Genomic DNA, 21,803 nt, shown 5'->3' with positions numbered 1-21,803 from the left:
GGACCTGCCGTGACCCTGAAGAACGACCGCTTCCTGCGCGCCCTGCGGCGCGAGCCCGTGGACTGCACGCCGGTATGGCTGATGCGCCAGGCCGGCCGCTACCTGCCGGAATACCGCGCCACCCGCGCCCAGGCCGGCAGCTTCATGGGCCTGGCCACGAATCCGGAACTGGCCTGCGAAGTGACGCTGCAGCCGCTGCGCCGCTACGAGCTCGACGCCGCCATCCTCTTCTCCGACATCCTCACCGTGCCCGACGCGATGGGCCTGGGCCTGTATTTCGCCGACGGCGAGGGCCCGAAGTTCGAGCGCCCGGTGCGCACGCCGGCCGACATCGCGAAGCTGGCCGTGCCCGACATGGGCAGCTCGCTGCGCTACGTGATGGACGCGGTGAGCCTGATCCGCCGCGAACTCGACGGGGCCGTGCCGCTGATCGGCTTCTCCGGCAGCCCGTGGACGCTGGCCTGCTACATGGTGGAAGGCGGCGGCAGCAAGGACTTCGCCCGCATCAAGTCGATGGCGCTGAACGAGCCGGCCGCGTTGCACCGCCTGCTCGAGGTGACCACCGATGCCGTCATCGCCTACCTGGCCGCGCAGCGCGCCGCGGGCGCGCAGGCGCTGCAGGTGTTCGACACCTGGGGCGGCGTGCTGGCCCCGCACGTCTATCGCGAATTCTCGCTGCGCTACCTGCAGCGCATCGCCGCCGAACTGCCGCGCGGCGACGGCGCCGGGCGCACGCCGCTGATCCTGTTCGGCAAGGGCAATGCGCCCTACCTCGAGGACCTCGCCGCCAGCGGCAGCGAGGGCGTGGGCGTGGACTGGACGGTGTCGCTGGGCGAGGCCCGCCGCCGCACCGGCGGCCGCGTCGCGCTGCAGGGCAACCTCGACCCGGCGACGCTGTACGCGTCGCCCGAGGGCATCCGCGCCGAAGTGAAGCGCGCGCTCGACGACTACGCGGCGGCCAACGGCGGCTCGCGCAACGGCCACGTCTTCAACCTCGGCCACGGCATGTCGCCCGACATGAACCCCGAGCACGTGCGCGTGCTGGTGGACGCCGTCCACGAGTTCAGCCGCCAAGGCTGAGTTTTTGGCGTCGCGGCGCCGGCGCCTGCTCGAGCCCAACAATCGCAGCGGCGAGGAGTTCGCCCGTGACCGGCTTGCGCAGGAAGCCGTCCATGCCTGCGGCGCGCGCCTCCGGCTCGGCCTGCGGATCGGCGCGGGCAGTGAGCGCCAGCAGCGGCAGGGTTTCGCCGCGGGCGCGCAGCAGCCGCGCCAACTGCAGGCCGTCGATGCCCGGCAGGTCGAGGTCGAGCACGGCCAGGTCGTAATCCGCGGTGGCCAGCTCGGACAACGCCGCGAGCCCGTGCGGCACATGCCGCACCCGGTGCCCCTGCTGCTGCAGCAGCGCCGCCACGACTTCGGCCACCACCGCGTCGTCTTCGACCAGCAGCAGCCGGCGCACCGCGCTGCCTCGCACGCCCGCGCGCGGCCCGGGCTCGGGCGCCGCGACCGCGGGCAGCGGCAGGCTGACCTGGAAGCGCGCGCCCTGCCCCGGCGAACTCTGCACCGAGATGCCGCCGCCCATCGCCACCGCCAGCTCGCGGCAGATCGCCAGGCCCAGCCCGGTGCCGCCGCTGCCGCTGCTGCCGGCCGCGCCCTGCTCGAACCGCCGGAACAGCCGCGCCTGCTGCTCCGGCCCCAGCCCCGGCCCGCTGTCGCGCACCGACAGCAGCAGGCCCTCGGGCTCGCCCGGCGCCACGTGCAGGCTGACTTCGCCGGCATCGCAGAACTTGATGGCGTTGTGGCCAAGGTTGAACAGGATTTGCCGCACGCGCGTCGCGTCACCCGACAGCGCCTGGGGCAACGAAGGCGCGCAGTCCAGATGGAAGCGCAGGCCCTTCGCCTCGGCCAGCGGCCGCAGCAGGTCGGCCACTTCGTCGAGCAGCGGCCGCAGCCGGAACGGCGCCACCACCAGCTCGAGCCGCCCGGCTTCGATCCGCGCGAGGTCGAGCGCATCGTTCACCAGCCGCAGCAAATGCTGGCCCGCGCGCTGGATGGCCTCGACCTGCCCGCGCTGCCGCGCGTCGAGCGCGCTGCCCTGCAGCAGCTCGGCCATGCCCAGCACGCCGGTCATCGGCGTGCGGATCTCGTGGCCCAGCGTGGCCAGGAAGCGGCTCTTGGCTTCGGAATGCTGCTCGGCCAGCTGCTGCCGCGCGCGCGTCATGCGCCAGGCCTCGCGCCGGCGATGGCGGGCGCGCAACTCGCGGCTCAGCAGCGCCGCCAGCACCAGCCCGAGCAGCCCGAACAGCGCCAGCGCGTACTGGCCCCGCCACCACGGCGGCTCGACCCACACGGCCACGCGCGGCAGCTCGCGCCAGCCGCCATCCGCACCGGCCCAGGCGATGCGCAGCTGGTAGCTGCCGGGATCGAGCCGCCGGAACAGGCGCTCGCCCAGTGGCTCGGGCTCCATCCAGCCCGGGTCGTGGCCCTGCAGCTGGAAGCGGATGCGCCGCGGCGCCGACGCGCCCGGTAGCGGACCGACGACGACCCGCAGCGCGTCATCGCCGGGCACGAGCCGCAGCAGGCGCGCATCGGCAGGCAGCGACAGCACTTCGCCGCCGCGGACGCGCTGCAGCGACAGCACCTGCGGCCCGGGCGCGGCGAGCGCGGGCAGCGCCACCAGCGCGAGGCCGAACAGCGCGCGCCGGCACCACCGCCGGCACGCGCCGTACGCAACATTGGGTTCCGGGGCCATGCACCCTCCATTCACCGGGTCGGCCTAGACTACGGCCAGGCCCGCCGTCGGGCTGTAGGAGAACGCCGATGCCGAGGGGGACGATCGCGCTGGCCGGGATGTGCCTGCTGGCCCTGGCCGGCCAGGCCCACGCCGCGGTGCGCGAGTACCAGCTCGACCCGGTGCACACGCGCATCGCCTTCCAGGTCGACCACGCCGGTTTCTCGCGCGCCATCGGCACCTTCTCCGGCGCCACCGGCACGCTGCGGTTCGACCCCGCGGACTGGACCACGGCCACGCTGTCGGTCGCGATCCCGCTCGACAGCCTCGACCTGGGCGACGCCGAATGGCGCGAGCGCGTGCTCGACCGCAGCTTCCTCGACGCCGGCGCGCAGCCGGTGGCGCGCTTCACGTCCACGCGGGTCGAGCCCACGGGCGAAGGTACGGCCCGCGTGTTCGGCGAACTCAGCCTGCGGGGCGCAACGCGCGAAGTCGCGCTGGACGTCACGCTGAACGCCCTCAAGCGGCACCCGCTCACCTTCAGGCGCACCGCGGGCTTCTCCGCCACCGGCACGCTGGTGCGCCAGGACTTCGGCATGACCGCCTGGGAGAAGCTGGTCGGCGCCGAGGTCACGCTGCAGATCGAAGCCGAAGCCATCCGCGGCCGCGCCGATGGCGCGCGCGAGGACGACGAGGCGAACCCCACCCCCGACCGGGAGAACGACGATGCCGCTGAAGAATGACGCCGACCGCTGGGGCTGGATCAGCCTCGGCATCCACTGGCTGACGGTGGCGATGGTGCTCGGCCTGGTGGCCGTCGGCTTCCTCATGCAGGAACTGCCGAGCTCCTCGACCAAGTCCGAGCTGTATTCGCTGCACAAGACCTTCGGCCTCACCGTGCTGGGCCTGACCGTGATGCGGCTGCTGTGGCGGCTGGTCGCCGGTGCGCCCGCGCCGGTGGCGGGGACGCCGCGCTGGCAGTCGGCGATCGCCAGCGCCACCCACGGCGTGCTGTACCTGATCCTGCTGGCGATGCCGCTCAGCGGCTGGCTGTTCCACTCCGCCTCGGGCTTCCCGCCGCGCAACCTGAGCTGGTTCGGCCTGTTCAAGCTGCCCAGCCTGAGCGACCGCGACCCGGCGCTGCGCGACTTCGCGCTGGCCGCGCACGAGTGGCTGTTCATCGCGCTGGCCGCCATCGTCACCGTGCACGCGCTGGCCGCACTCAAGCACCACTACGTCGACCGCGACCGAACGCTGGCGCGCATGCTGCCGCTGGCCAAGCCCGCGCCGAAACCCCAAGACACCCCCGGAGCCTGACCATGCGACTGACCCTGCTGCTCACCCTGCTGCTGGCTGCCGCCGGCGCCCATGCCGCCGACTACCGCGCCCAGTCCGGCTCGAGCCTCGGCTTCGAAGGCCTCTACCAGGGCGAGGCCTTCGAAGGCCGGTTCGCGAAGTTCACGCCGGCGATCCGCTTCGACCCGGCCGACCTGGCGAACGCGCGCTTCGACGTGCGCATCAACCTGGCCAGCGCCAGCACCGGCAACCCGGACTACGACGGCGAGATGCTGGGCGAATCCTTCCTCGACAGCGTCGCGCGGCCGGAGGCGCGTTACGTCGCCACCAAGTTCCGCGCGCTCGGCGGCAACCGCTTCGTCGCCGACGGCGAGCTCACGCTGCGCGGCATCACCCGGCCCGCGCCGCTCACCTTCACCTGGACGGCGGGCGCCGCGCCGGTGCTGGCGGGCGAGGCCGTGCTCAAGCGCCTGCAGTTCGAAGTAGGCACCGGCGACTGGGCCGACACCGAGGTGATCGCGGATGAGGTGAAGGTGGTGACGCGGTTGGTGCTGGCGCCTTCCAAGTAAGCCTTCGCAAAAAGCTTCGGGCCTGAGGGCCCTCCTACGCGCGGTGCCGTAGGAGGGCCTCCAGGCCCGAAGCCCTTCAACCCGCCAGGAACCGCCGCACCGCCTCGCCCGAAAACGGCCAATCCAGCTCCGCCCCATCCGCCTCCCGCCGCAGCACCGGGATGCGCAGGCCATAGCGGGCCTCCAGCACGGCATCCCCATCGATCCACAGCGATTCGAAGTCGACCACGCCGGCCGCGGCCAGCTGTTCCCAGGCCTGGTCGCACAGGTGGCAATCGTCGCGCTGGATCAAGGTCAGGGGCATGGCGGGGCCGGCAGTTCGCCGGCGTACAGTCGCTTCGGCGGGATGGCGCATAGAATACCGGCCTTCCCACGGAACCCGCGCATCCCATGGCCGTCAGCGTCTTCGACCTCTTCAAGATCGGCATCGGTCCCTCGTCCTCGCACACGGTCGGGCCCATGCGCGCCGCCGCGCGCTTCACCAGCCACTGGCTCGAAGACGGCGGCCTGCTGGCGCGCACCGCGCGGGTGCGGGTCGAGGTGTACGGCTCGCTGGCGCTCACCGGCCGCGGCCACGGCACCGACAAGGCCGTGCTGATGGGCCTGGAAGGCCACTGGCCGAACGAGATCGACCCCGACCTGATCCCGGCCGCGCTCGAGCGCATCCGCAAGCAGAAGAAGCTGCTCCTGCTCGGCCGCCACGAGATCGGCTTCGACGAGAAGCACGACTTGGTGATGAACAAGCGTCAGAAGCTGCCCTTCCACACCAACGGCATGCGCTTCACCGCCTTCGACGCCGACGGCGCGCAGCTGGCCACGCGCGACTACTACTCGGTCGGCGGCGGCTTCGTGGTCAACCAGGACGAGGCGGCGGAAGACCGCATCGTCGCCGACACCACCGAACTGCCCTTCCCCTTCCACTCCGGCGACGAGCTGCTGCAGCGCTGCGCCGAGTCCGGCCTGGACATGGCCGGCGTGATGCTGGCCAACGAGAAGGCCTGGCGCAGCGAAGCCGAGATCACCGCCGGCCTGCGCGAGATCTGGCAGGCGATGCAGGACTGCACCGCCCGCGGCATCCGCGAGAAAGGCACCTTGCCCGGCGGCCTGCACGTCGCCCGGCGCGCGCCGTCGCTGCACGCCGAACTCTCGTCCAAGCCCGAGGCCGGCATGCGCGACCCGCTGACGGTGCTCGACTGGGTCAACCTCTACGCCCTGGCCGTCAACGAAGAGAACGCCGCCGGCGGCCGCGTGGTCACCGCGCCCACCAACGGTGCCGCCGGCATCATCCCGGCCGTACTGCACTACTACGATCGCTTCTGCCCGGGCGCCAACGAACAGGGCGTGTTTACCTTCCTGCTCACCGCCGCCGCGGTCGGCATCCTCTACAAGGAAAACGCGTCGATTTCCGGCGCCGAGGTCGGCTGCCAGGGCGAAGTCGGCGTGGCCTGCTCCATGGCCGCCGCCGGACTCACCGCGGCGCTGGGCGGCACGCCCGGCCAGGTCGAGAACGCGGCCGAGATCGGCATGGAGCACAACCTGGGCCTGACCTGCGATCCGATCGGGGGCCTGGTGCAGATCCCGTGCATCGAGCGCAACGCGATGGGGGCGGTCAAGGCCATCAACGCCTCGCGCATGGCGCTGCGCGGCGACGGCAAGCACAAGGTCTCGCTCGACAAGGTCATCAAGACCATGCGCGACACGGGCCGGGACATGCAGGACAAGTACAAGGAAACCTCGCGCGGCGGCCTCGCCGTCAACGTCATCGAATGCTGACCGACGTGCGCCTTGCGCACGAACCGCCTCACACCGGGACGTCTCGGCAGCTCCGCCCAGCAACGATAGCGTTCGCCGCCCGCCCTTCAACACGGCGTCCTGCCCATTGAAGGGCGGCCGTTACGGCTTCCTGCCTCCACTTCGTCGAACCCTATCGTCGCAGGGCGGCGCTCCGACCGCCGGTCGCACACCGGACCGAGGTCAAATGCAACAGCGAAGAGCGAGCCACGCATCGATCACGACCGAGGCAAGTCGGTCACCGCGAGCTGCCGATGCTTTTGCACTTGACTTCCCCGCGTTGTGCGACGGGCTTCCGGGGCGACGTCGCACACAGACATAGGTCTGCGGAAGTGGAGGCAGGAGGCCGGAACGGCCGACATCAGTGGTCAGGATGACGCTCCTGAGTCGGGCCGCAGACCTATGTCTGTGGGCGGCGGCGCTGCCGCAAAGCACCGGTGTGCGGCCCTTCGTGCGCAGGGCGCACGGCGGATGCCGGGGGAAGTGTGATGGGGGGCGCTTGCCGGGCGCCGGCGCAGGCGCGATAGTCGTGGCAAGCCTGCCACGGGACGTCCCAGTGCCGAACATGCGCCGCGCCATGACCGGGATCGTCTTGCTCGCCGCGCTGCTGGCGACCGGCCCCTTGGCGGCGCTGGACCCGGACAAGGCCTTCCATCACTACGTCCGCAATACCTGGAGCATCGAGGAAGGCCTCCCCCAGATCAGCGCCCTGGCCATTGCCCAGGACCGCCAGGGCTACCTCTGGGTCGGGACCCAGGCCGGGCTGGCCCGCTTCGATGGCGTCCGCTTCAGCGTCTATACCCCCGAGAACTCGCCCGGCCTGCCCGGCGTCTGGATCCAGGACCTGCTGGTGGATCCCGAGAACCGGCTGTGGGTGTCCACGTATCGCGGGCTGGCGGTGCACGACCACCAGGGCTTCCGCGAGATCCGGCTGGCCGGCGCCGCGGCCGGCACCGTCACCGATACCCGCGACCTGGTGCGCACCGAGGCCGGCGAGCTGCTGGTCGCCGCGCCGCAGGGCGTGTTCCGGGTGCGGGGCGAGGAGCTGGAGCTGGCCCATCCGATGTCGCGTCCACCCACCGCGCTGCTGGCGACGGGCGACGCCCTGCTGGTCGGGCAGCGCGGCCAGGTGCTGCGGCTGGCCGACGGCGCCACCGAGCTGATGCCGCTGCCCGAGGGCGACGAAGACACCGTGGTCACCGAGCTGATCGAGGCGCAGGGGCGGCTGTGGGCCGGCACCAGCGGCGGCCTGTTCCATCGCGAGGGCGACGGGTGGAAGCGGCACGAGGGCGGCGAGCCGCTGTCGCGGGCGCCGATCGAAACCCTGTTCGAGGACGGCGACGGCAACCTGTGGGTCGGCATGGTCGAGAACCTGGCGCGGCTGCGCAACGGCCGCGTGATCGAAATCGTCACCGACGAACCGGCGGCCACGGCGGTGCGCGCCGTGTTCGAAGACCGCGAGGGCAACGTCTGGTTCGGCGGGCAGTGGGAGGGCCTGACCCGCGTCTGGAACGGCTGGACCCGGCGCTACGGCAAGCGCGAGGGCCTGGTGGACCCGGTGCTGTGGTCGGTGGCGCGCGGCAGCGACGGGCGGCTCTGGGCCGGCAGCAACTCCGGCCTGAGCGTGATGGAGGGCGGCGGCTTCCGGCAGGTGGTCAAGGGCAGCGACCTGCCGCATCCCAATGCCTACACGCTGCTGCCCGAGGACGACACGGTCTGGATCGGCACCCGGCGCGGCCTCGCGGTGCTGCGCGGCGATCGCCTCGAGCGCCCGGCGGAGTTCAACGCGTTCCGGGGCGCGCAGATCAACGGCATCCTGCGCGACCATCGCGGTGCGCTCTGGTTCGCGACCACGCAGGGCCTGTACCGCCACGCCCGCGGCGAACTGCGCGGGTTCGGCCCCGAGGAGGGGCTGCGCGAGACCCGCACGCGCCTGATGCTGGAAACGTTCGACGGGCGCCTGCTGCTGGGCACCCAGGCGGGTCTGTTCGAGGTGATCGGCGACCGCGTCGAGGCGCTGGGCGCGGACAACGGCCTGCCCGACAACGTCGACGTGACCGCCATCCACGAGCTGCCCGGCGGCGAACTGGTGATCGGCACGCTGACCGAAGAAGTCTTCCTGCTGCGCAACGGCCGCTGGACGCGCTTCGGCGCCGCGCAGGGGATGCCGGTGAACTCGGCGTTCTTCATCACCCACGACCGCCAGGGCTACCTGTGGGTGGCCGGCATCCGCGGCATCCAGCGCATCCGCCTGCGCGACATGCAGGCGCTGGCCGACGGCGAGCTCGCGCGCGTGCAGGGCGAGATGCTGCTCAACGAACGCGGCGACCGCCGCGGCGGCCAGAAGGGCGACTGCTGCAACGGCGCCGGCAACGCCAAGGGCTTCCTGTTCGGCAGCGATCTCTACCTGCCCACGCGCAGCGGGCTGGTGGTGATGTCCACCGAGGGCATCGTCAAGAGCGAGATCGCGCCGCGCAGCCTGATCGAACGCGTGCGCGTCGGCGAGCAGTGGCGCGAGGCCGACCCGTCGGCCAACTGGCGGCTGGGGCAGAACGACCGCGACCTGAGCTTCGACTTCACCCTGCTCAGCTTCCAGGACCCCAAGAGCGTCGATCTGCGCTACCGCCTGGTGGGCTACGACAGCGACTGGCGCGAGCTCGAGGACGTCACCCGCCGCAGCGTGAACTACACCAACCTGCCGCCCGGCTCCTACGTGTTCGAGGCCATCGGCGCCAACAGCGCCGGCATCTGGAGCCCGGCACCGGCGCAGCTGGGTTTCCACATCCAGCCGCGCTTCCACGAGACCGGGTTGTTCCAGCTGCTGCTGGCCGGCCTGCTCGGCAGCCTGGTGTTCGCCGGCTACCGCCGCCAGCAGGGCAAGCACCTGCGCCAGCGCGAGGCGCTGGAGGCGCTGGTGAGCCAGCGCACCGAGGCGCTCGAGGTCGCCAACTTCCGGCTCGAGGAGGCCAGCCAGACCGATCCGCTGACCGGCCTGCGCAACCGCCGCTACCTGGCCAACCAGATCCCCGCCGACATCGCCTACTACGACCGCGAGGCCGTGCGCCGCGCCGCGCCGGGCGAGGTGATGGTGTTCGCGCTGGTCGACGTGGACCACTTCAAGGCCGTCAACGACCGCTACGGCCACGCCGCCGGCGACCGCGTGCTGCAGCAGTTCGCGCAGGTGCTGGGCCACCTGGTGCGCACCGGCGACTACATCGCGCGCTGGGGCGGCGAGGAGTTCCTGGTGGTGTTCCGGCCGATGCCGAACCGGCACCTGCCGATCCTGGGCGAGCGCATCCGGGCCGCCATCGCCAACCACCGCTTCGACGTCGGCACCGACGAACCGATCCCGCTGACCTGCTCGATCGGCTTCATCGAATGCCCGCTGTTCCGCGACGCCCGCGGCAGCCTGGGCTGGGAGCAGATGGTCGAACTGGCCGACCGGGCCCTCTACTACGTAAAGGCCCACGGCCGGAACGGCTGGGCCGCCTACCGCCCCTTGCCCCACGCCGACCTGCCCGGCCTGCTGGCCGCCCTGCAGAGCGGCGAGACCGACCTGCTGGCCTCGGGCAAGTTCGAGCTGCTGGGCTCGGACAACGTGGTCGCCCCCTAGTCGGCGGCGGGTCCCCGGGCCTATCCTCGGGGCATGCAGCAGACTCAAAGAAGGATCGGCCTGTTCGTCCTCCTGGTGACGCTGTACGTCGCCGGCGGCGCCTACGCCACCGAGCTGGTGGGCGGGCCCGCGAAGGTCGCGCTGTTCTGGCCGGGCTCGGGCATCGCGCTCGCGGGCGTGATGCGGTTCGGCGCGCGCTGGGCGCTGTTCGTCCCGATCGGCGGGCTGCTGGTGCACCTGCTGTTTGCACCGGTGCCGCTGACCTTCCTGCCGTGGTCACTGGCCAGCAACTTCATCGGCGTGCTGGTGGGCGTGTCCCTGCTCAAGCGCGCGCCGGGCAACGATCCGCTCACGGTCGATTTCGGCCTGCGCGCCCTGGCCGGCGGCATGGCGATGGCCGCCACCAGCGCCGCGATCGGCACGGTGGGCATGGTGCAATCGGGCATCATCGCGCTCGATGCGCTGCCGGCGGCGATCTCGCTGTGGTTCCTGGGCGACCTGCTGGGCGTGGCCAGCATCGCGCCGGCGATGCTGCTGGCCTTGGCCCGCCGCGAGCGCCGCCGGGTCGCCGACGGCACCGGCTATGCCGCCGAGCCCGAGCAGCTGCTCTGGAACGTGGCCATGGCCACGAGCTACCTGCTGATGGCCTGGGGCGCGAGCCTCGGCGGCAACTACGCGCTGGGCCTGGTGGCGCTGCCGCTGGGCATCCTGGTCTGGAGCGCGCTGCGCTTCCCGCCGCTGCACACGGCGCTGGCGATCGCGGTGACGATGCTGCTGATCGCGGGCATGGCCGGCATGGCGCTGGCCGGCTATCCGGCGCCGGCGCACACGCGCGACAGCGCCAGCCTGCTGTGCTTCCTGATCGCGGTGGCGGCGCTGCCGATGATCCTTTCCTTCGCCATGCACCAGCAGCGCGCCAGCGCCGTCAGCCTCACCCAGCGCGCCAACACCGATCCGCTGACCGGCCTGGCCAACCGCAACGCCTTCGAAGAGCAGGTGCGCGCGGCGCTGGCCGAGCCGACCGCGCCGCCGATGGCGCTGGCCTACCTCGACCTGGACCACTTCAAGCTGATCAACGACACCGCCAGCCACGTCGCCGGCGACAGCATGATCCGCGGCATCGCCGGCGTGATCGAGGCGCACCGGCACCGCGACGACCTGCTGGCGCGCACCGGCGGCGACGAGTTCGCGCTGCTGCTGCGCAACTGCACGCCAATGGTGGCCGAGGACCGCGCCCGCGCCCTGCTGCGTGCGATCGAGGGCTACCGCTGCGGCTGGGACGGCCGGATGCTGGCCACCACCGCCAGCGTCGGCCTGGTGGCCTGCCAGCCGGGACTGGGCGACTACGCCCAGCTGCTGTCGCAGGCCGACGCCGCCTGCTTCACGGCCAAGGAACAGGGCGGCAACCGCGTCTGCCTGGCCAGCCTGGACGGCGGCGAGCTGCTTGACCGCACCGCGGCGATGAAGTGGGTGGTGCGCATCCGCGAGTCGCTCGAGCACCACGCGCTCGAGCTGCACTGCCAGAGCATCGTGCCGCTGCGCCCCGAACTGAAGGACGGCCGGCACTTCGAGGTGCTGCTGCGCCTGCGCGACCCGCGCACCGGCGAGCTGATGATGCCCGGCCGCTTCATGCCGGCGGCCGAACGCTTCCACCTCGGCACCCGCATCGACCGCGAGGTGATCGGGCAGACCCTCGACTGGATGGAGGCGAACCCGGCCGCGGCCGCCACGGTGCGCACCTGCTCGATCAACCTGTCGGGGGATGCGCTGATCGACGACGGCTTCATCGGCTTCGTCACCGAGCGCCTGCGCCGCGGCGGCCTGCCGGGCGACAAGCTGTGCTTCGAGGTCACCGAGACCAGCGCCGTGCGCGACCTGGCCCGGGCCCAGCGCTTCATCAACGAGTTGCGCGGGCTGGGTTGCCGGTTCGCCCTCGATGACTTCGGCACCGGCTTTTGTTCCTTCAACTACGTGCAGGCGCTGGACGTGGACTACTTCAAGATCGACGGCAGCTTCGTGCGCGACATGGACAGCTCGCCGCTGTCGATGGCGGTGGTGCGCTCGATCAACGAGATCGCGCACGTGCTGGGCAAGCACAGCATCGCCGAGCACACCGAGACCGAGGCACAGCGCCGCGCCCTGGCCGAGCTGGGCGTGGACTACGCGCAGGGCCACGCCGTGGACCGGCCGCTGCCGATCGCCACCTATTTCGCGGCACCCGCGCGGGGCTTCTGGGAGTGAGGGCGATGCGGTGGCTGGCCCTCGTCTTGCTGTGCGCGGCCGGCGCGGCCGCGGCCAACGACAGCCCGGCCGACCTGGTGATCGAGCGCCGCGGCGCCGACCTGGTGGCCTACGCGGTGAACCGCCTGGCCGGACCGGTGGAGGTCGAGCTCAATGCGCTCGAACTGGTGGACATGGCCAACGACACCGCCCTGCCCCTGCGGCGCGTGCTGCCGGCGCGCGCGCGGGTGGAGCTGGTGCGGCTGCGGGCGCTGTCGCCGGCGGCGAAGCAGTCGCTGCGGCTCGACGCCACGCCGGGGCCACCCGGCAAGATCGCGCGCGACGTCGCCTATTCACTGCCGGTGGACGAGCGCCGGTTCGAGCTGGGCCAGGGCTTCCACGGTGGCTTCAGCCACGATGACCGCGCCAACCGCTACGCGGTGGACCTGATCGTCCCCGAAGGCACGCCGGTGCTGGCGGCGCGCAGCGGCGTGGTGATGCAGGCCGAAGGCGGCTTCCGCGAAGGCGGCCTGGACCCGGCGCTGGCCAACCGCGCCAACCTCATCCGCGTGCTGCACGAGGACGGCAGCATGGCGCTGTACGCGCACCTGCAGGCGGACGGCGTCTACGTGCGCCCCGGCGACGCCGTCTCGCTGGGCCAGGTGATCGGCCGCAGCGGCAACACCGGCTATTCCAGCGGCCCGCACCTGCACTTCGCGGTGCAGGTGAACGCCGGCCTGGCGCTGGCCTCGATCCCCTTCCGCATGGTGGGGCCCGACGGCTATCTCCCCCTGCGCTGACCGCCCCTGTTGTGGGAGGGACTTCAGTCCCGACGCTTTTCGGCGAGAAGCATCGGGACTGAAGTCCCTCCCACGGTGTCTTGCGTCAGAAGGAATATCTGGCGATGAGCTGGTACACGCGCCCAGCGGACTCGGTCTCGACTTCGTACTCGTCGTAGTCGCGGTTGGCCTGGTCGTCGAGCGTGGTGAACTTGTCGAAGACCTCGTCCTTCGAGGCGTCGAGCAGGTTCGATCCCGTCAGGCGCAGCGTCCACTGTTCGCCGAAGCGCTTCTCGACGAATACCTCGAGGTCGGCCCCGTACGAAGTGGCGATCTCCTCGCCCACGATCCGGCCGAAGGCATCGCCCTGCTTGCGGTAGCTGGCGCCGAACGAGGCCGCCACGCTGGGAAGCTGCTGGATGAAGCCGACGTTGAACACGTTGCGCGACTGGTCGTTGAAGCGGCGCACGCCGAAGGCATCCTCGATCTCCGAGTCCAGCCAGGAGTAGTTGAGGAACACGCCGGTGTCGTCCAGGCCGAAGGCCGTGAGCGGCGTGGAGAGGTCGAGCTCGACGCCCCACACCTCGCCGTCGCCGGTGTTGCGCGGCTGCAGCACGAAGGTGCCGGGGCCTTCGTCACCCTCGATGCCGGTGTTGGCGATCTCGATCAGGTCGCTGATGTCGCGGTAGAAGGCATTGATGCCCACCACGCCGCGGCGGCCGAGACGGCGCTCCCAGCCCAGGTCCAGGCCCCAGGCGATCTCGGGCTTCAGCGCGGCATTGCCCAGCAGGTCGTTGTCGCCCAGCTCGGCCAGCCGCAGCGCGGGCGAGATCTGGTCGAAGCCGGGGCGGCGCATGGTGCGCGCCAGCGAGGCCGTCAGGCGGTTGCTGTCGTCGAGGTTCCAGCGCAGGTGCGCCGAGGGCAGGAAGACGCCGTAATCGTTGTCCGCGCGGGCCTCGGCGGGGTCGACGGTGCGGTCGTGGATGCGCACGTCGGTGTGCTGGTAGCGCAGGCCGGCCTCCCACTCCAGCGCGTCGGCGCGGCCGCTGAGCTTCGCGAACGGCTCCAGTCGCGTCTCTTCGATGGTGTTCAGGCCGCCATCCACCGGCAGGAAGGGACCGAACTCCCCCGGAATGGCCGGGCGAGGTGACGGGGCATTGGGGATGGTGATGCGGTTGCGGTCGGCGGTGATCGCGGTGTCGCGGTCCTTGCGCGTGGCCTCCAGGCCGAAGCGAAGCTCGGCGCCGCCCACCTCGCGGGTGTGGCGGATCTCGCCGGACAGCTCGCGGTCGCGGATGTCGAGGTAGGTGCGGTCGCCGGTGAAGCGGTCGTCCTCCGGGAAGGGATTGGCGTCGCGCAGGTACTCGTACTCGTCCTCGAACTCGTACTGGTCGTCGTCGATGCCGGCGTAGCCCAGCCGGACGCGGTTCTCGCCGCCGGCGCCCTGCCAGGCGTACTCGGCACCGAGCTGGTAGTTGTCGGTGCGGATGTCGAGGTCGTTCGCATTGATCGTGAGGATGCTGGCGTCGGCCTGCACGCCGGCGTCGTACTCGATCGAGTCCTCCTCCTGAATCCGGTCGGTCCGCACGTAGAAGGCGTTCAGCGCCAGCCGGCCGGGCCCGACCTCGGCCGAGTAGTCGAGGTTGAACGAGTAGTCGTCGCCGCTGCGGGTGTCGGTTTGCACCTCGGTGTTGTCGAGGGTGCCGCCCGGCGCGTCGAAGCGCTGGCTGAACTTGCGCTTGGGGTTCCGTCGCCCCTGGGTGCTGGCACCGACCAGCAGCTGGCCGCCCAGCGCCTCGCCGCCCCAGACCGCGCCGAGCGTCGGCTCGATCTCGTCGTCCGGGTACTGAGACGCGCCGAAGCGCAGGTAGCCGCCCTCGAGCGAGTAGCCGTCGCGCAGCACGATGTTGAGCGCGCCGGCGATGGCGTCGCCGCTGCGGTCGGCGGACGAGGAGCGCACGATCTCGATGCGGTCGACGAGCTCGGCCGGGATGCGGTCGACGAAGAAGGAGCGGTCGAAGCCGGCGCCCGGCACGCGGCTGCCGTTGATCAGGATCTGGGTATAGCCCGGGTCGAGGCCGCGCAGGCGCACGCCGTCGTATTCCAGCACGTCGGACAGGAAGGCGACGCTGGGCACGCGCTTGAGCATGTCGCCCACGGTGAGCGGCTCGAACGACTGGAAATAGGCCAGGTCGTAGACCAGGGTGGCGGGCTCTTCGGTGCGGTCGCGGTAGACGATCTCGCCCGTCACCTCGATGGTGTCGAGCTCGCGCATCGCACCGTCGGGCGTGGGCACCGCGTCCTGCGCGGCGGCGAGGCCGGCACCGGCCAGCAGGGCACCGGCGATGGCCAGCGAGAGACGGGACGCAATCGGATGCTTCGTCATTGCCACGGGTTCCCCTGAAATGGATGCGGGGATTTCTACGCGGCGCACATGGCCGAAATGTGACCGGTGACGGTGTCACGGGACTGCCTTGCGCCTGCGATACAAGCGTCACCGCCTCCCTTCATTTTTCGGAAAAACCATGCGCCCCACCCTGCTTCCGCTGGCCCTGCTGCCCCTGCTGATCGCCGCCAGCTGCGCGCCTTCCGCGCCCGAGCCCGCCGCCGCGCCCACCGCCGCGCCGACGCCCGTGCGCGACCGCGAGCCCGACGAGAACGTCGAGGTCGATCCGCTGCTGGCCGACGCCGGCATCGCGCACGCGGTGGTGGCCGAGGCCTTCCTCACCGAAATGGTTCCCGAGAACAACACCGACTCCCTGGCCGCGTGGACCGCACCGGACGGCAGCACCTGGCTGCTGGCGACGGCCAAGGAAGGCAGCAAGGGGCTGGTGCTTTACGACGGCGACACCGGCGCGACCCTGCGCGACATCGGCACGGTCGGAAAGGGTCCGGGCGAGTTCAGCCGCCCGAACGGCATCGCGGTCGCCGGCGACCTGGCCTTCGTGGTCGAGCGCGACAACGCGCGCGTGCAGGTGCTGTCCTTGCCGGACCTCGAGTCGCGGCTCACCTTCGGCGAGGACGCGCTGCGCAAGCCCTACGGCCTGTGGATCCGCGAACACGGCGACGGCGACTTCGAGGTGATGGTGAGCGACGCCTACATGGCCGGCGTGGACGCCGCGGGCGAGGACATCCTGCCGGCGATGGACGAGCTCGACCGGCGCATCCACCGCTACCGCGTGCGCGCCGACGGGCCGTCGCTCACGGCCGAGGCCACGGGCACCTTCGGCGATACCGGCGTCGAGGGCGCGATCCGCATTCCCGAATCGCTCTGGGGCGACGTGACCCACGACCGCGTGCTGGTGGCCGAGGAGGACGTGGCCACCGGCACCGGCTACCGCGAGTATTCGGTGGATGGCGCGTTCAAGGGCCGCTCGATCGGCGTCGGGCAGTTCAAGGCGCAGGCCGAGGGTCTCTCGCTCTGGGCCTGCCCGGACGGCAGCGGCTACTGGATCACCACCGACCAGTTCAAGGACCGCAGCCTGTTCCACGTCTTCGACCGCGTGACGCTGGCGCCACGCGGCGCCTTCGCCGGCCAGGCCGTCGCCAACACCGACGGCGTCTGGCTGCACCAGGCGGGCACGAAGCGCTTCCCGGCCGGCGTGTTCTACGCCGTGCACGACGACATGGGCGTGGGCGCCTTCGACTGGCTCGACATCGCCAAGGCCCTGGGCCTTCGGGAAACCTGTAGCGCGCGTTGACGGATTGCATTGCGATGGTGGGGGTCCAGGGTTTTGGACGCGGATCAAAGCGGAAAAGGCGGATAAGAGCGGATACCGCGTAAGTGGGTCCTAGCGTGAGGAGGGGATACGCGAAGACCCACCTTCATTTGCCTATCCGCCGTTATCCGCTTTTTCCGCTTTGATCCGCGTCCAAACCAATCGGCCCCACCTACCACGCGCGTTCACGCAATTACGCGCAGAAGATCGTCAAGCAGCGCGGCGGCGGTGACGTCGGCGCCGGCGCCGGGGCCCTGGATCTGCAGCGGGCGGTCGCGGTAGCGGGTGCTCCAGATCGCGACGCGGTTGTCGCAGCCGCGGCCGACGGCGAGCGGGTCGTCGGGTGCCAGCGTCTCGAGGCCGACGCGCGCGCCGGCGGCGTCGAAGCGGGCGACGAAGCGCAGCACGCGGCCATCGCGCGCGGCGCGGGCGGCGCGTTCGCCGATCGGGCCATCGAGGGACGGCAGCGCGCCCTCCACTGCGTCGGGCCCGGCCGCCTGGAGCCGAGACGTCAGCAGCGACTCCACCCGCACTTCCTCCGACTCCAGCGGATAGCCGGCGGCGCGCGCCAGGATCAGCAGCTTGCGGCGGACGTCTTCGCCCGAGAGGTCCACGCGCGGATCCGGCTCGGCGTAGCCCTGCGCCACCGCGGCGCGCACGCGCTCCGAAAAGGGTTCGCGGCCGTCGTAGCCATCGAACAGCCAGGCCAGCGTGCCCGACAGCACGCCCACGATCGCGCCGATGCGGTCGCCGCCGGCGCGCAGGCCGCGCAGCGTCGCCAGCAGCGGCAGCCCGGCGCCGACGGTGGCGGCATCGCCGTAGCGGCGCTGCGCATTGGCCAGCTGGGCGATCTCGTGCTGGCGCAGCAGCGGGCCGCCGAGGCCGAGCTTGTTCGCACTGACCACGTGCAGGCCCTGGCGCAGCCAGCGCGGATGCCAGGCGGCGAGTTCGGCCGACGCGGTGGCGTCGACCACGATGTCGCCGGGCCCGAAGTCCGCCGGCAGCGCGCCGCCGCCATCGTGTGACTTCCCTTGGGCCAGCGCTGCGGCGCAAGCCAAGGGCGACAGGCCCTGCGGTGCGTGCACGTGCCGCCGCGAGTTCGCGACCCACTGCAGCGACAGGCGCGGGTCGGCGAGGCCGGCCACGCGCTCGAGCAGGGCGCGGCCAACGGTGCCGACGCCCAGCAGCGCCACGCGACGCGGGGCCAGCCGTGCTTCCGGCAGCGCTTCGACGGGCAGGCTCACGGCAGCATCTCCGCGGCGACCACGCGCGCAGCGCGATCAAGCGCGGCGCCGAGGTCCGCCTCCAGGTCCTCCAGCGCCTCGATGCCCACCGACAGCCGCAGCAGGCCTTCGCCGATGCCGGCGACGCGGCGCGCCTCGGCCGACATGGCCGCATGCGTCATCGTCGCCGGGTGCGCGACCAGGCTTTCGACGCCGCCCAGCGATTCCGCCAGCGTGAAGTGCTGCAGCCCGTCGAGGAAGGCGCGCACCGCGGGCACGCCACCCGCGAGTTCGAGCGACAACATCGCGCCGAAACCGTGCTGCTGCCGCGCCGCGAGCGCATGGCCCGGGTGCGAGGCCAGGCCGGGATAGTGCACGGCCGCGCAGGCCGGATGGCGCTGCAGCCGCTCGGCCAGCGCCGCCGCGTTTTCCTGGTGCACGCGCAGGCGGGCGTCGAGGGTGCGCAGCCCGCGCAGCGTGAGGAAACTGTCGAAGGGCGAACCGGTCAGGCCCAGCGCGTTCGCCCACCAGGCCAGGTGCTCGTGGCGCGCGGCATCGCGCGCGACCACCGCGCCGCCGACCACGTCACTGTGGCCGTTGATGTACTTGGTGGTGGAGTGCAGCACGAAGTCGGCGCCGTGTTCGATCGGCCGCTGCAGCGCCGGCGAGAGGAAGGTGTTGTCCACCAGCGCCAGCGCGCCGGCGGCGTGCGCGGCGGCGATCACCGCGGAGAGATCGGTGATGCGCAGCAGCGGGTTCGACGGCGTTTCGATCCAGACCAGGGCCGTGGGCCGGGCCAGCGCGGCCGCCAGCGCGCGCTCGTCGGCCAGGTCCACCAGCGCCAGCTCGAAGCGGCCCTTGCGCGCCAGCGCGTCGAACAGCCGCCAGCTGCCGCCGTAGCAGTCGTGCGTCACCACCAGCCGGTCGCCGGGCTGCAGCAGTGCCTCGAGCACCAGCGTGATCGCGGCCATGCCGGTGGCCGTGACCACCGCGCCGGCGCCGCCCTCGAGCTCGGCCAGCGCGTCGGCCAGCTGGTCGCGGGTGGGGTTGCCGCTGCGGGTGTAGTCATAGCGGCGCTTCTGGTTGAAGCCGGCGAAGCTGAAGTTGCTCGACAGCACCAGCGGCGGCGTCACGGCGCCGAAGGCGGTGTCGGCGTCGATGCCGGCGCGCACGGCGGCGGTGGCGGGACAGCGGGCGCTCACTTCGCACCGCCTTCGGCCGCGGCCAGGGCTTCGCGCAGCAGGCGCGCGATGGCGGCGTCTTCCTTCAGGAAGGCGTCGTGGCCGTAGCGCGAGCGCAGGGGTCGCAGCGTCGCCGGGCCGCCCAGCGTTTCCACCAGCTGCTGCAGGTCGGCCAGCGGCACGAGGCGATCCTCCTCGATGGCGACCACGGTGGTGGGTACGCGCACGGCGGCCGGGTCCACGCGGTGCAGGTCGATGGATTCCGACAGGCGCAGGAAGGCGGTACTGGTCCAGCGCGCGGCGTAGCGCTGGCCGCAGTGGTCGAGGTAGTCCTCGGCGGCACAGCGGGCGACGCCATCGTGCAGCGCGGGCGGCGCGTCGAAGCGCTCGCCGAATTCCTCCGGCGTGCGGTAGCTCAGCATCGCGAACTGCCGCGCCAGCGCGAGGCCGCGCGAGACCGCGCCCTCGCTGCGGCCGAGCGCCACGCACTGCCGCTGCAGCGCGCGCCAGGCGCTGGCATAGGGATGGGCGCGGTGCGCGCCGGAAATGGCGACCAGGCGACCCAGCCGTTCGCCGTGGCGCGCCGCGAACTGCAGGCCGATCATCGCGCCGTAGGACGCGCCGACGAAGCAAAGCGCCCGCGGCACGCCAAGATGATCGAGCACCGCGGCCAGCGCATCGGCCTGGTCCGCGCTGTCGAGCGGCAGGTCCAGCGCCCCGTCCGCGCCCAGCCAGTCGATGGCGAGCACCTGCACGCGGCGCGTGTCGATGGCGCGGCCCGGGCCGACCTGCGCCTCCCACCAGCCCGGCGCGGCGACCTGCGGTCCGCTGGCGACATGGCGCCCGGCCGAGATTCCGCCGGCGACGACGACCAGCGGTGCGCCGGTGGTCCCGAGGCGTTCGCCGCGCACCACGACGCGGCGGATGCCCGCATGGCGGAGCGCCAGCGTGAGCGGAAGCGTGAACGCGCCGCCCCCCTGTGGGAGGGACTTCAGTCCCGATCGCCCTTCGCCAGAAAGCCTCCGGACTGAAGTCCCTCCCACAGTCAGCCCGGCGATCGGGACTGAAGTCCCTCCCACAGCGGCGTGGGTGTCGGCGTCGGTAAGGGTTTGGAAGCTCATCGCAGGACTCCTGGGGTTCAAGGGGCACCCAGGGAGGTTCTTGCGGGAAAGCGGCGTCACGTGCCCCGCCGGTCGCGGGGAAGCACATGACCCATCTCTCGGCGGACGCACGGTCCCCGCAGGAATTGGCACCTTCATGCGCGATTGCTCGTGCATGGGTTGCCCCGGCGTCTTCGGGCCTACCCCTCAGCCGGTCTCGATGGGTGTTGCGGGGTGGACTTTGCGCCCGGCCGCGGCCGATGTCAATCCCTTCATGCGGATGAAGCGATGGAATGACCCCTGGCGTGGCGGGCCAGCCGGGCCCGGCGGCATAATCCCGACCCATGACCCGTCCTTCACGCTGGCGCCTCGCCGCCCTCCCCCTCGCCCTGCTCGTCGCCGGCTGCGCCGGTACCGCAGGCCGCCCCGACAGCTCCTCCGGCCCGCTGCCGGACAAGGCCCCGCCGCCGATGGCGCGCGTGGCCGAGAGCTTCGTCACGGCGCCGATGCCCCGACACGAGATCGACTCGGTGGCCGCCTGGAATACCCCCGACGGCGGTACCTGGCTGATCGCCACCGGCAAGGAAACCCACCAGCTGGTGGTCTACGACGGCAACACCGGCGCGATGCTGCGCGAGATCGGCGGCCAGGGCGACGCGCCCGGCCAGTTCCTGCGCCCGAACGGCATCGCCGTGTTCGGCGACATCCTGTTCGTGGTCGAACGCGACAACCAGCGCGTACAGCTGTTCGAGCTGCCGTCGTTCCGCCCGCTGCTGCAGTTCGGCAAGGGCGAGCTCAAGAGCCCCTACGGCCTGTGGCTGCACGAACTGGCGCCGCGCGAGCTGGAGCTGCTCGTCACCGACAGCTTCATGGCCGACTACCGCACCCAGCTGGCGCCGCCGCTGGACGAGCTCGACCAGCGCGTGAAGCGCTATCGCCTCGACCTGCGCGGCGCCACGCCGAGCGCCACCCTGGTCGAACAGTTCGGCGACACCAGCGAGAAGGGTGCGCTGCGCATGGTCGAGTCCATCGCCGGCGACCCGGTGCACGACCGCCTGCTGATCGCCGAGGAAGACATCCGCATCGGCACCACCCTGCGCGAGTACCGCATGGACGGCACCTACACCGGCCGCAGCCTGCCGCCCGAACGCTTCCAGGCCCAGGCCGAAGGCGTGGCGCTGTGGGCCTGCGACGACGGCAGCGGCTACTGGATCACCGCCGACCAGAACCCGGAGCGCACCGCCTTCCACGTCTTCGACCGCGAGAGCCTGGTGTTCAAGGGCAGCTTCGCCGGCGACCAGGTGGCGGTGACCGACGGCATCTGGCTGCACGCGGTGGGCACGCAGGCCTTCCCGAACGGCGTGCTGTACGTCTCGCACAACGACGAGGGCGCCGGCGCCTTCGACTGGCGCGAGATCGCCAGGGCCCTGGACCTGCGCGTCGATTGCACCACCCCCTGACCCTCGCAGGAGGGCCTTCAGGCCCGAAGCTTCGCGCCGGAAAGCTTCGGGCCTGAAGGCCCTCCTACGGGGGTCGCAGGGGTTGCGGGGTATAATCGCGGCCCTCTTCCGACCTCCCGCC

16 protein-coding genes and 1 riboswitch are annotated in these 21,803 nt (G+C 71.8%); of the genes, 10 read left to right on the top strand and 6 right to left on the bottom strand.

All coding sequences use genetic code 11. From position 1 onward, the window contains the following. Positions 1 to 9 precede the first annotated feature (9 nt). Entirely contained in the window at positions 10 to 1,080 is a 1,071-nt protein-coding gene (gene hemE / locus VFV21_RS09605) for a uroporphyrinogen decarboxylase (protein ID WP_414638540.1), read from the top strand. On the opposite strand, the gene VFV21_RS09600 is transcribed toward hemE, so the two are convergent. Further along, positions 1,064 to 2,752, bottom strand: a complete 1,689-nt coding sequence (locus VFV21_RS09600) for an ATP-binding protein (RefSeq protein WP_329669204.1) — start codon at positions 2,750 to 2,752, stop codon at positions 1,064 to 1,066. The two genes, hemE and VFV21_RS09600, sit on opposite strands and share 17 nt — an antisense overlap. 68 nt (positions 2,753 to 2,820) lie before the next feature. Between VFV21_RS09600 and VFV21_RS09595 the strand changes: the two genes are divergently transcribed. Genes VFV21_RS09595 through VFV21_RS09585 form a run of 3 tightly spaced genes read left to right on the top strand, consistent with a single transcriptional unit; the run spans position 2,821 to position 4,596 of the window. Next, complete coding sequence (locus tag VFV21_RS09595; RefSeq protein WP_329669203.1) at positions 2,821 to 3,474, top strand: YceI family protein; 654 nt, start codon at positions 2,821 to 2,823, stop codon at positions 3,472 to 3,474. Then, complete coding sequence (locus VFV21_RS09590; protein ID WP_329669202.1) at positions 3,458 to 4,048, top strand: cytochrome b; 591 nt, start codon at positions 3,458 to 3,460, stop codon at positions 4,046 to 4,048. Before VFV21_RS09595 ends, VFV21_RS09590 begins: the two co-directional genes overlap by 17 nt. 2 nt (positions 4,049 to 4,050) lie before the next feature. Beyond that, positions 4,051 to 4,596: a YceI family protein gene (locus tag VFV21_RS09585; protein WP_329669201.1), complete on the top strand. Its 546-nt coding sequence runs from the start codon at positions 4,051 to 4,053 to the stop codon at positions 4,594 to 4,596. Positions 4,597 to 4,672: 76 nt separating this feature from the next. Here the strand turns inward: VFV21_RS09585 and VFV21_RS09580 are convergent, their stop codons facing one another. Next, a complete protein-coding gene (locus VFV21_RS09580; protein WP_329669200.1) occupies positions 4,673 to 4,900 on the bottom strand; it encodes a glutaredoxin family protein in 228 nt (75 codons plus the stop codon). A gap of 86 nt (positions 4,901 to 4,986) precedes the next feature. Here VFV21_RS09580 and VFV21_RS09575 point away from each other — a divergent pair, with 86 nt between their 5' ends. The 4 genes from VFV21_RS09575 (at position 4,987) to VFV21_RS09560 (ending at position 13,020) form a co-directional block, all read left to right on the top strand. After that, on the top strand, positions 4,987 to 6,369 hold the full coding sequence (locus VFV21_RS09575) for an L-serine ammonia-lyase (protein WP_034213035.1): 1,383 nt from the start codon (positions 4,987 to 4,989) through the stop codon (positions 6,367 to 6,369). 595 nt (positions 6,370 to 6,964) lie between these two features. Further along, entirely contained in the window at positions 6,965 to 10,000 is a 3,036-nt protein-coding gene (locus VFV21_RS09570; protein ID WP_329669199.1) for a diguanylate cyclase, read from the top strand. Positions 10,001 to 10,033: 33 nt separating this feature from the next. Further along, positions 10,034 to 12,241 carry a putative bifunctional diguanylate cyclase/phosphodiesterase gene (locus VFV21_RS09565; RefSeq protein WP_329669198.1) on the top strand — a complete coding sequence of 736 codons (2,208 nt, stop codon included), beginning with the start codon at positions 10,034 to 10,036 and terminating at the stop codon, positions 12,239 to 12,241. Positions 12,242 to 12,246: 5 nt separating this feature from the next. Beyond that, entirely contained in the window at positions 12,247 to 13,020 is a 774-nt protein-coding gene (locus tag VFV21_RS09560) for a M23 family metallopeptidase (protein ID WP_329669197.1), read from the top strand. An 85-nt stretch (positions 13,021 to 13,105) separates the two neighbouring features. Here VFV21_RS09560 and VFV21_RS09555 read toward each other — a convergent pair whose 3' ends face one another. Further along, on the bottom strand, positions 13,106 to 15,385 hold the full coding sequence (locus VFV21_RS09555; RefSeq protein ID WP_329669196.1) for a TonB-dependent receptor: 2,280 nt from the start codon (positions 15,383 to 15,385) through the stop codon (positions 13,106 to 13,108). 139 nt (positions 15,386 to 15,524) lie between these two features. On the opposite strand from VFV21_RS09555, the gene VFV21_RS09550 reads away from it, so the two are divergent. Continuing rightward, complete coding sequence (locus VFV21_RS09550; RefSeq protein WP_329669195.1) at positions 15,525 to 16,700, top strand: phytase; 1,176 nt, start codon at positions 15,525 to 15,527, stop codon at positions 16,698 to 16,700. Between the two features lie 203 nt (positions 16,701 to 16,903). Here VFV21_RS09550 and VFV21_RS09545 read toward each other — a convergent pair whose 3' ends face one another. Genes VFV21_RS09545 through metX form a run of 3 tightly spaced genes read right to left on the bottom strand, consistent with a single transcriptional unit; the run spans position 16,904 to position 20,243 of the window. Further along, positions 16,904 to 17,956: a homoserine dehydrogenase gene (locus VFV21_RS09545; protein ID WP_329669400.1), complete on the bottom strand. Its 1,053-nt coding sequence runs from the start codon at positions 17,954 to 17,956 to the stop codon at positions 16,904 to 16,906. A gap of 2 nt (positions 17,957 to 17,958) precedes the next feature. Further along, entirely contained in the window at positions 17,959 to 19,143 is a 1,185-nt protein-coding gene (metB, locus tag VFV21_RS09540) for a cystathionine gamma-synthase (protein ID WP_329669194.1), read from the bottom strand. After that, positions 19,140 to 20,243 carry a homoserine O-succinyltransferase MetX gene (gene metX / locus VFV21_RS09535; protein WP_329669193.1) on the bottom strand — a complete coding sequence of 368 codons (1,104 nt, stop codon included), beginning with the start codon at positions 20,241 to 20,243 and terminating at the stop codon, positions 19,140 to 19,142. Before metX ends, metB begins: the two co-directional genes overlap by 4 nt. Before the next feature lie 88 nt (positions 20,244 to 20,331). Then, positions 20,332 to 20,449: riboswitch (SAM riboswitch) on the bottom strand. Between the two features lie 117 nt (positions 20,450 to 20,566). Here metX and VFV21_RS09530 point away from each other — a divergent pair. Next, positions 20,567 to 21,682, top strand: coding sequence for a phytase (locus VFV21_RS09530; protein WP_329669192.1), 1,116 nt, complete (start codon positions 20,567 to 20,569; stop codon positions 21,680 to 21,682). The last annotated feature ends 121 nt before the right edge of the window (positions 21,683 to 21,803 follow it).

This window comes from Arenimonas sp., assembly GCF_036275555.1.
GTDB lineage: Bacteria > Pseudomonadota > Gammaproteobacteria > Xanthomonadales > Xanthomonadaceae > Arenimonas.
Note: the sequence above shows the minus strand (reverse complement) of the source record. Positions and strands in the feature narration are given on the sequence as shown.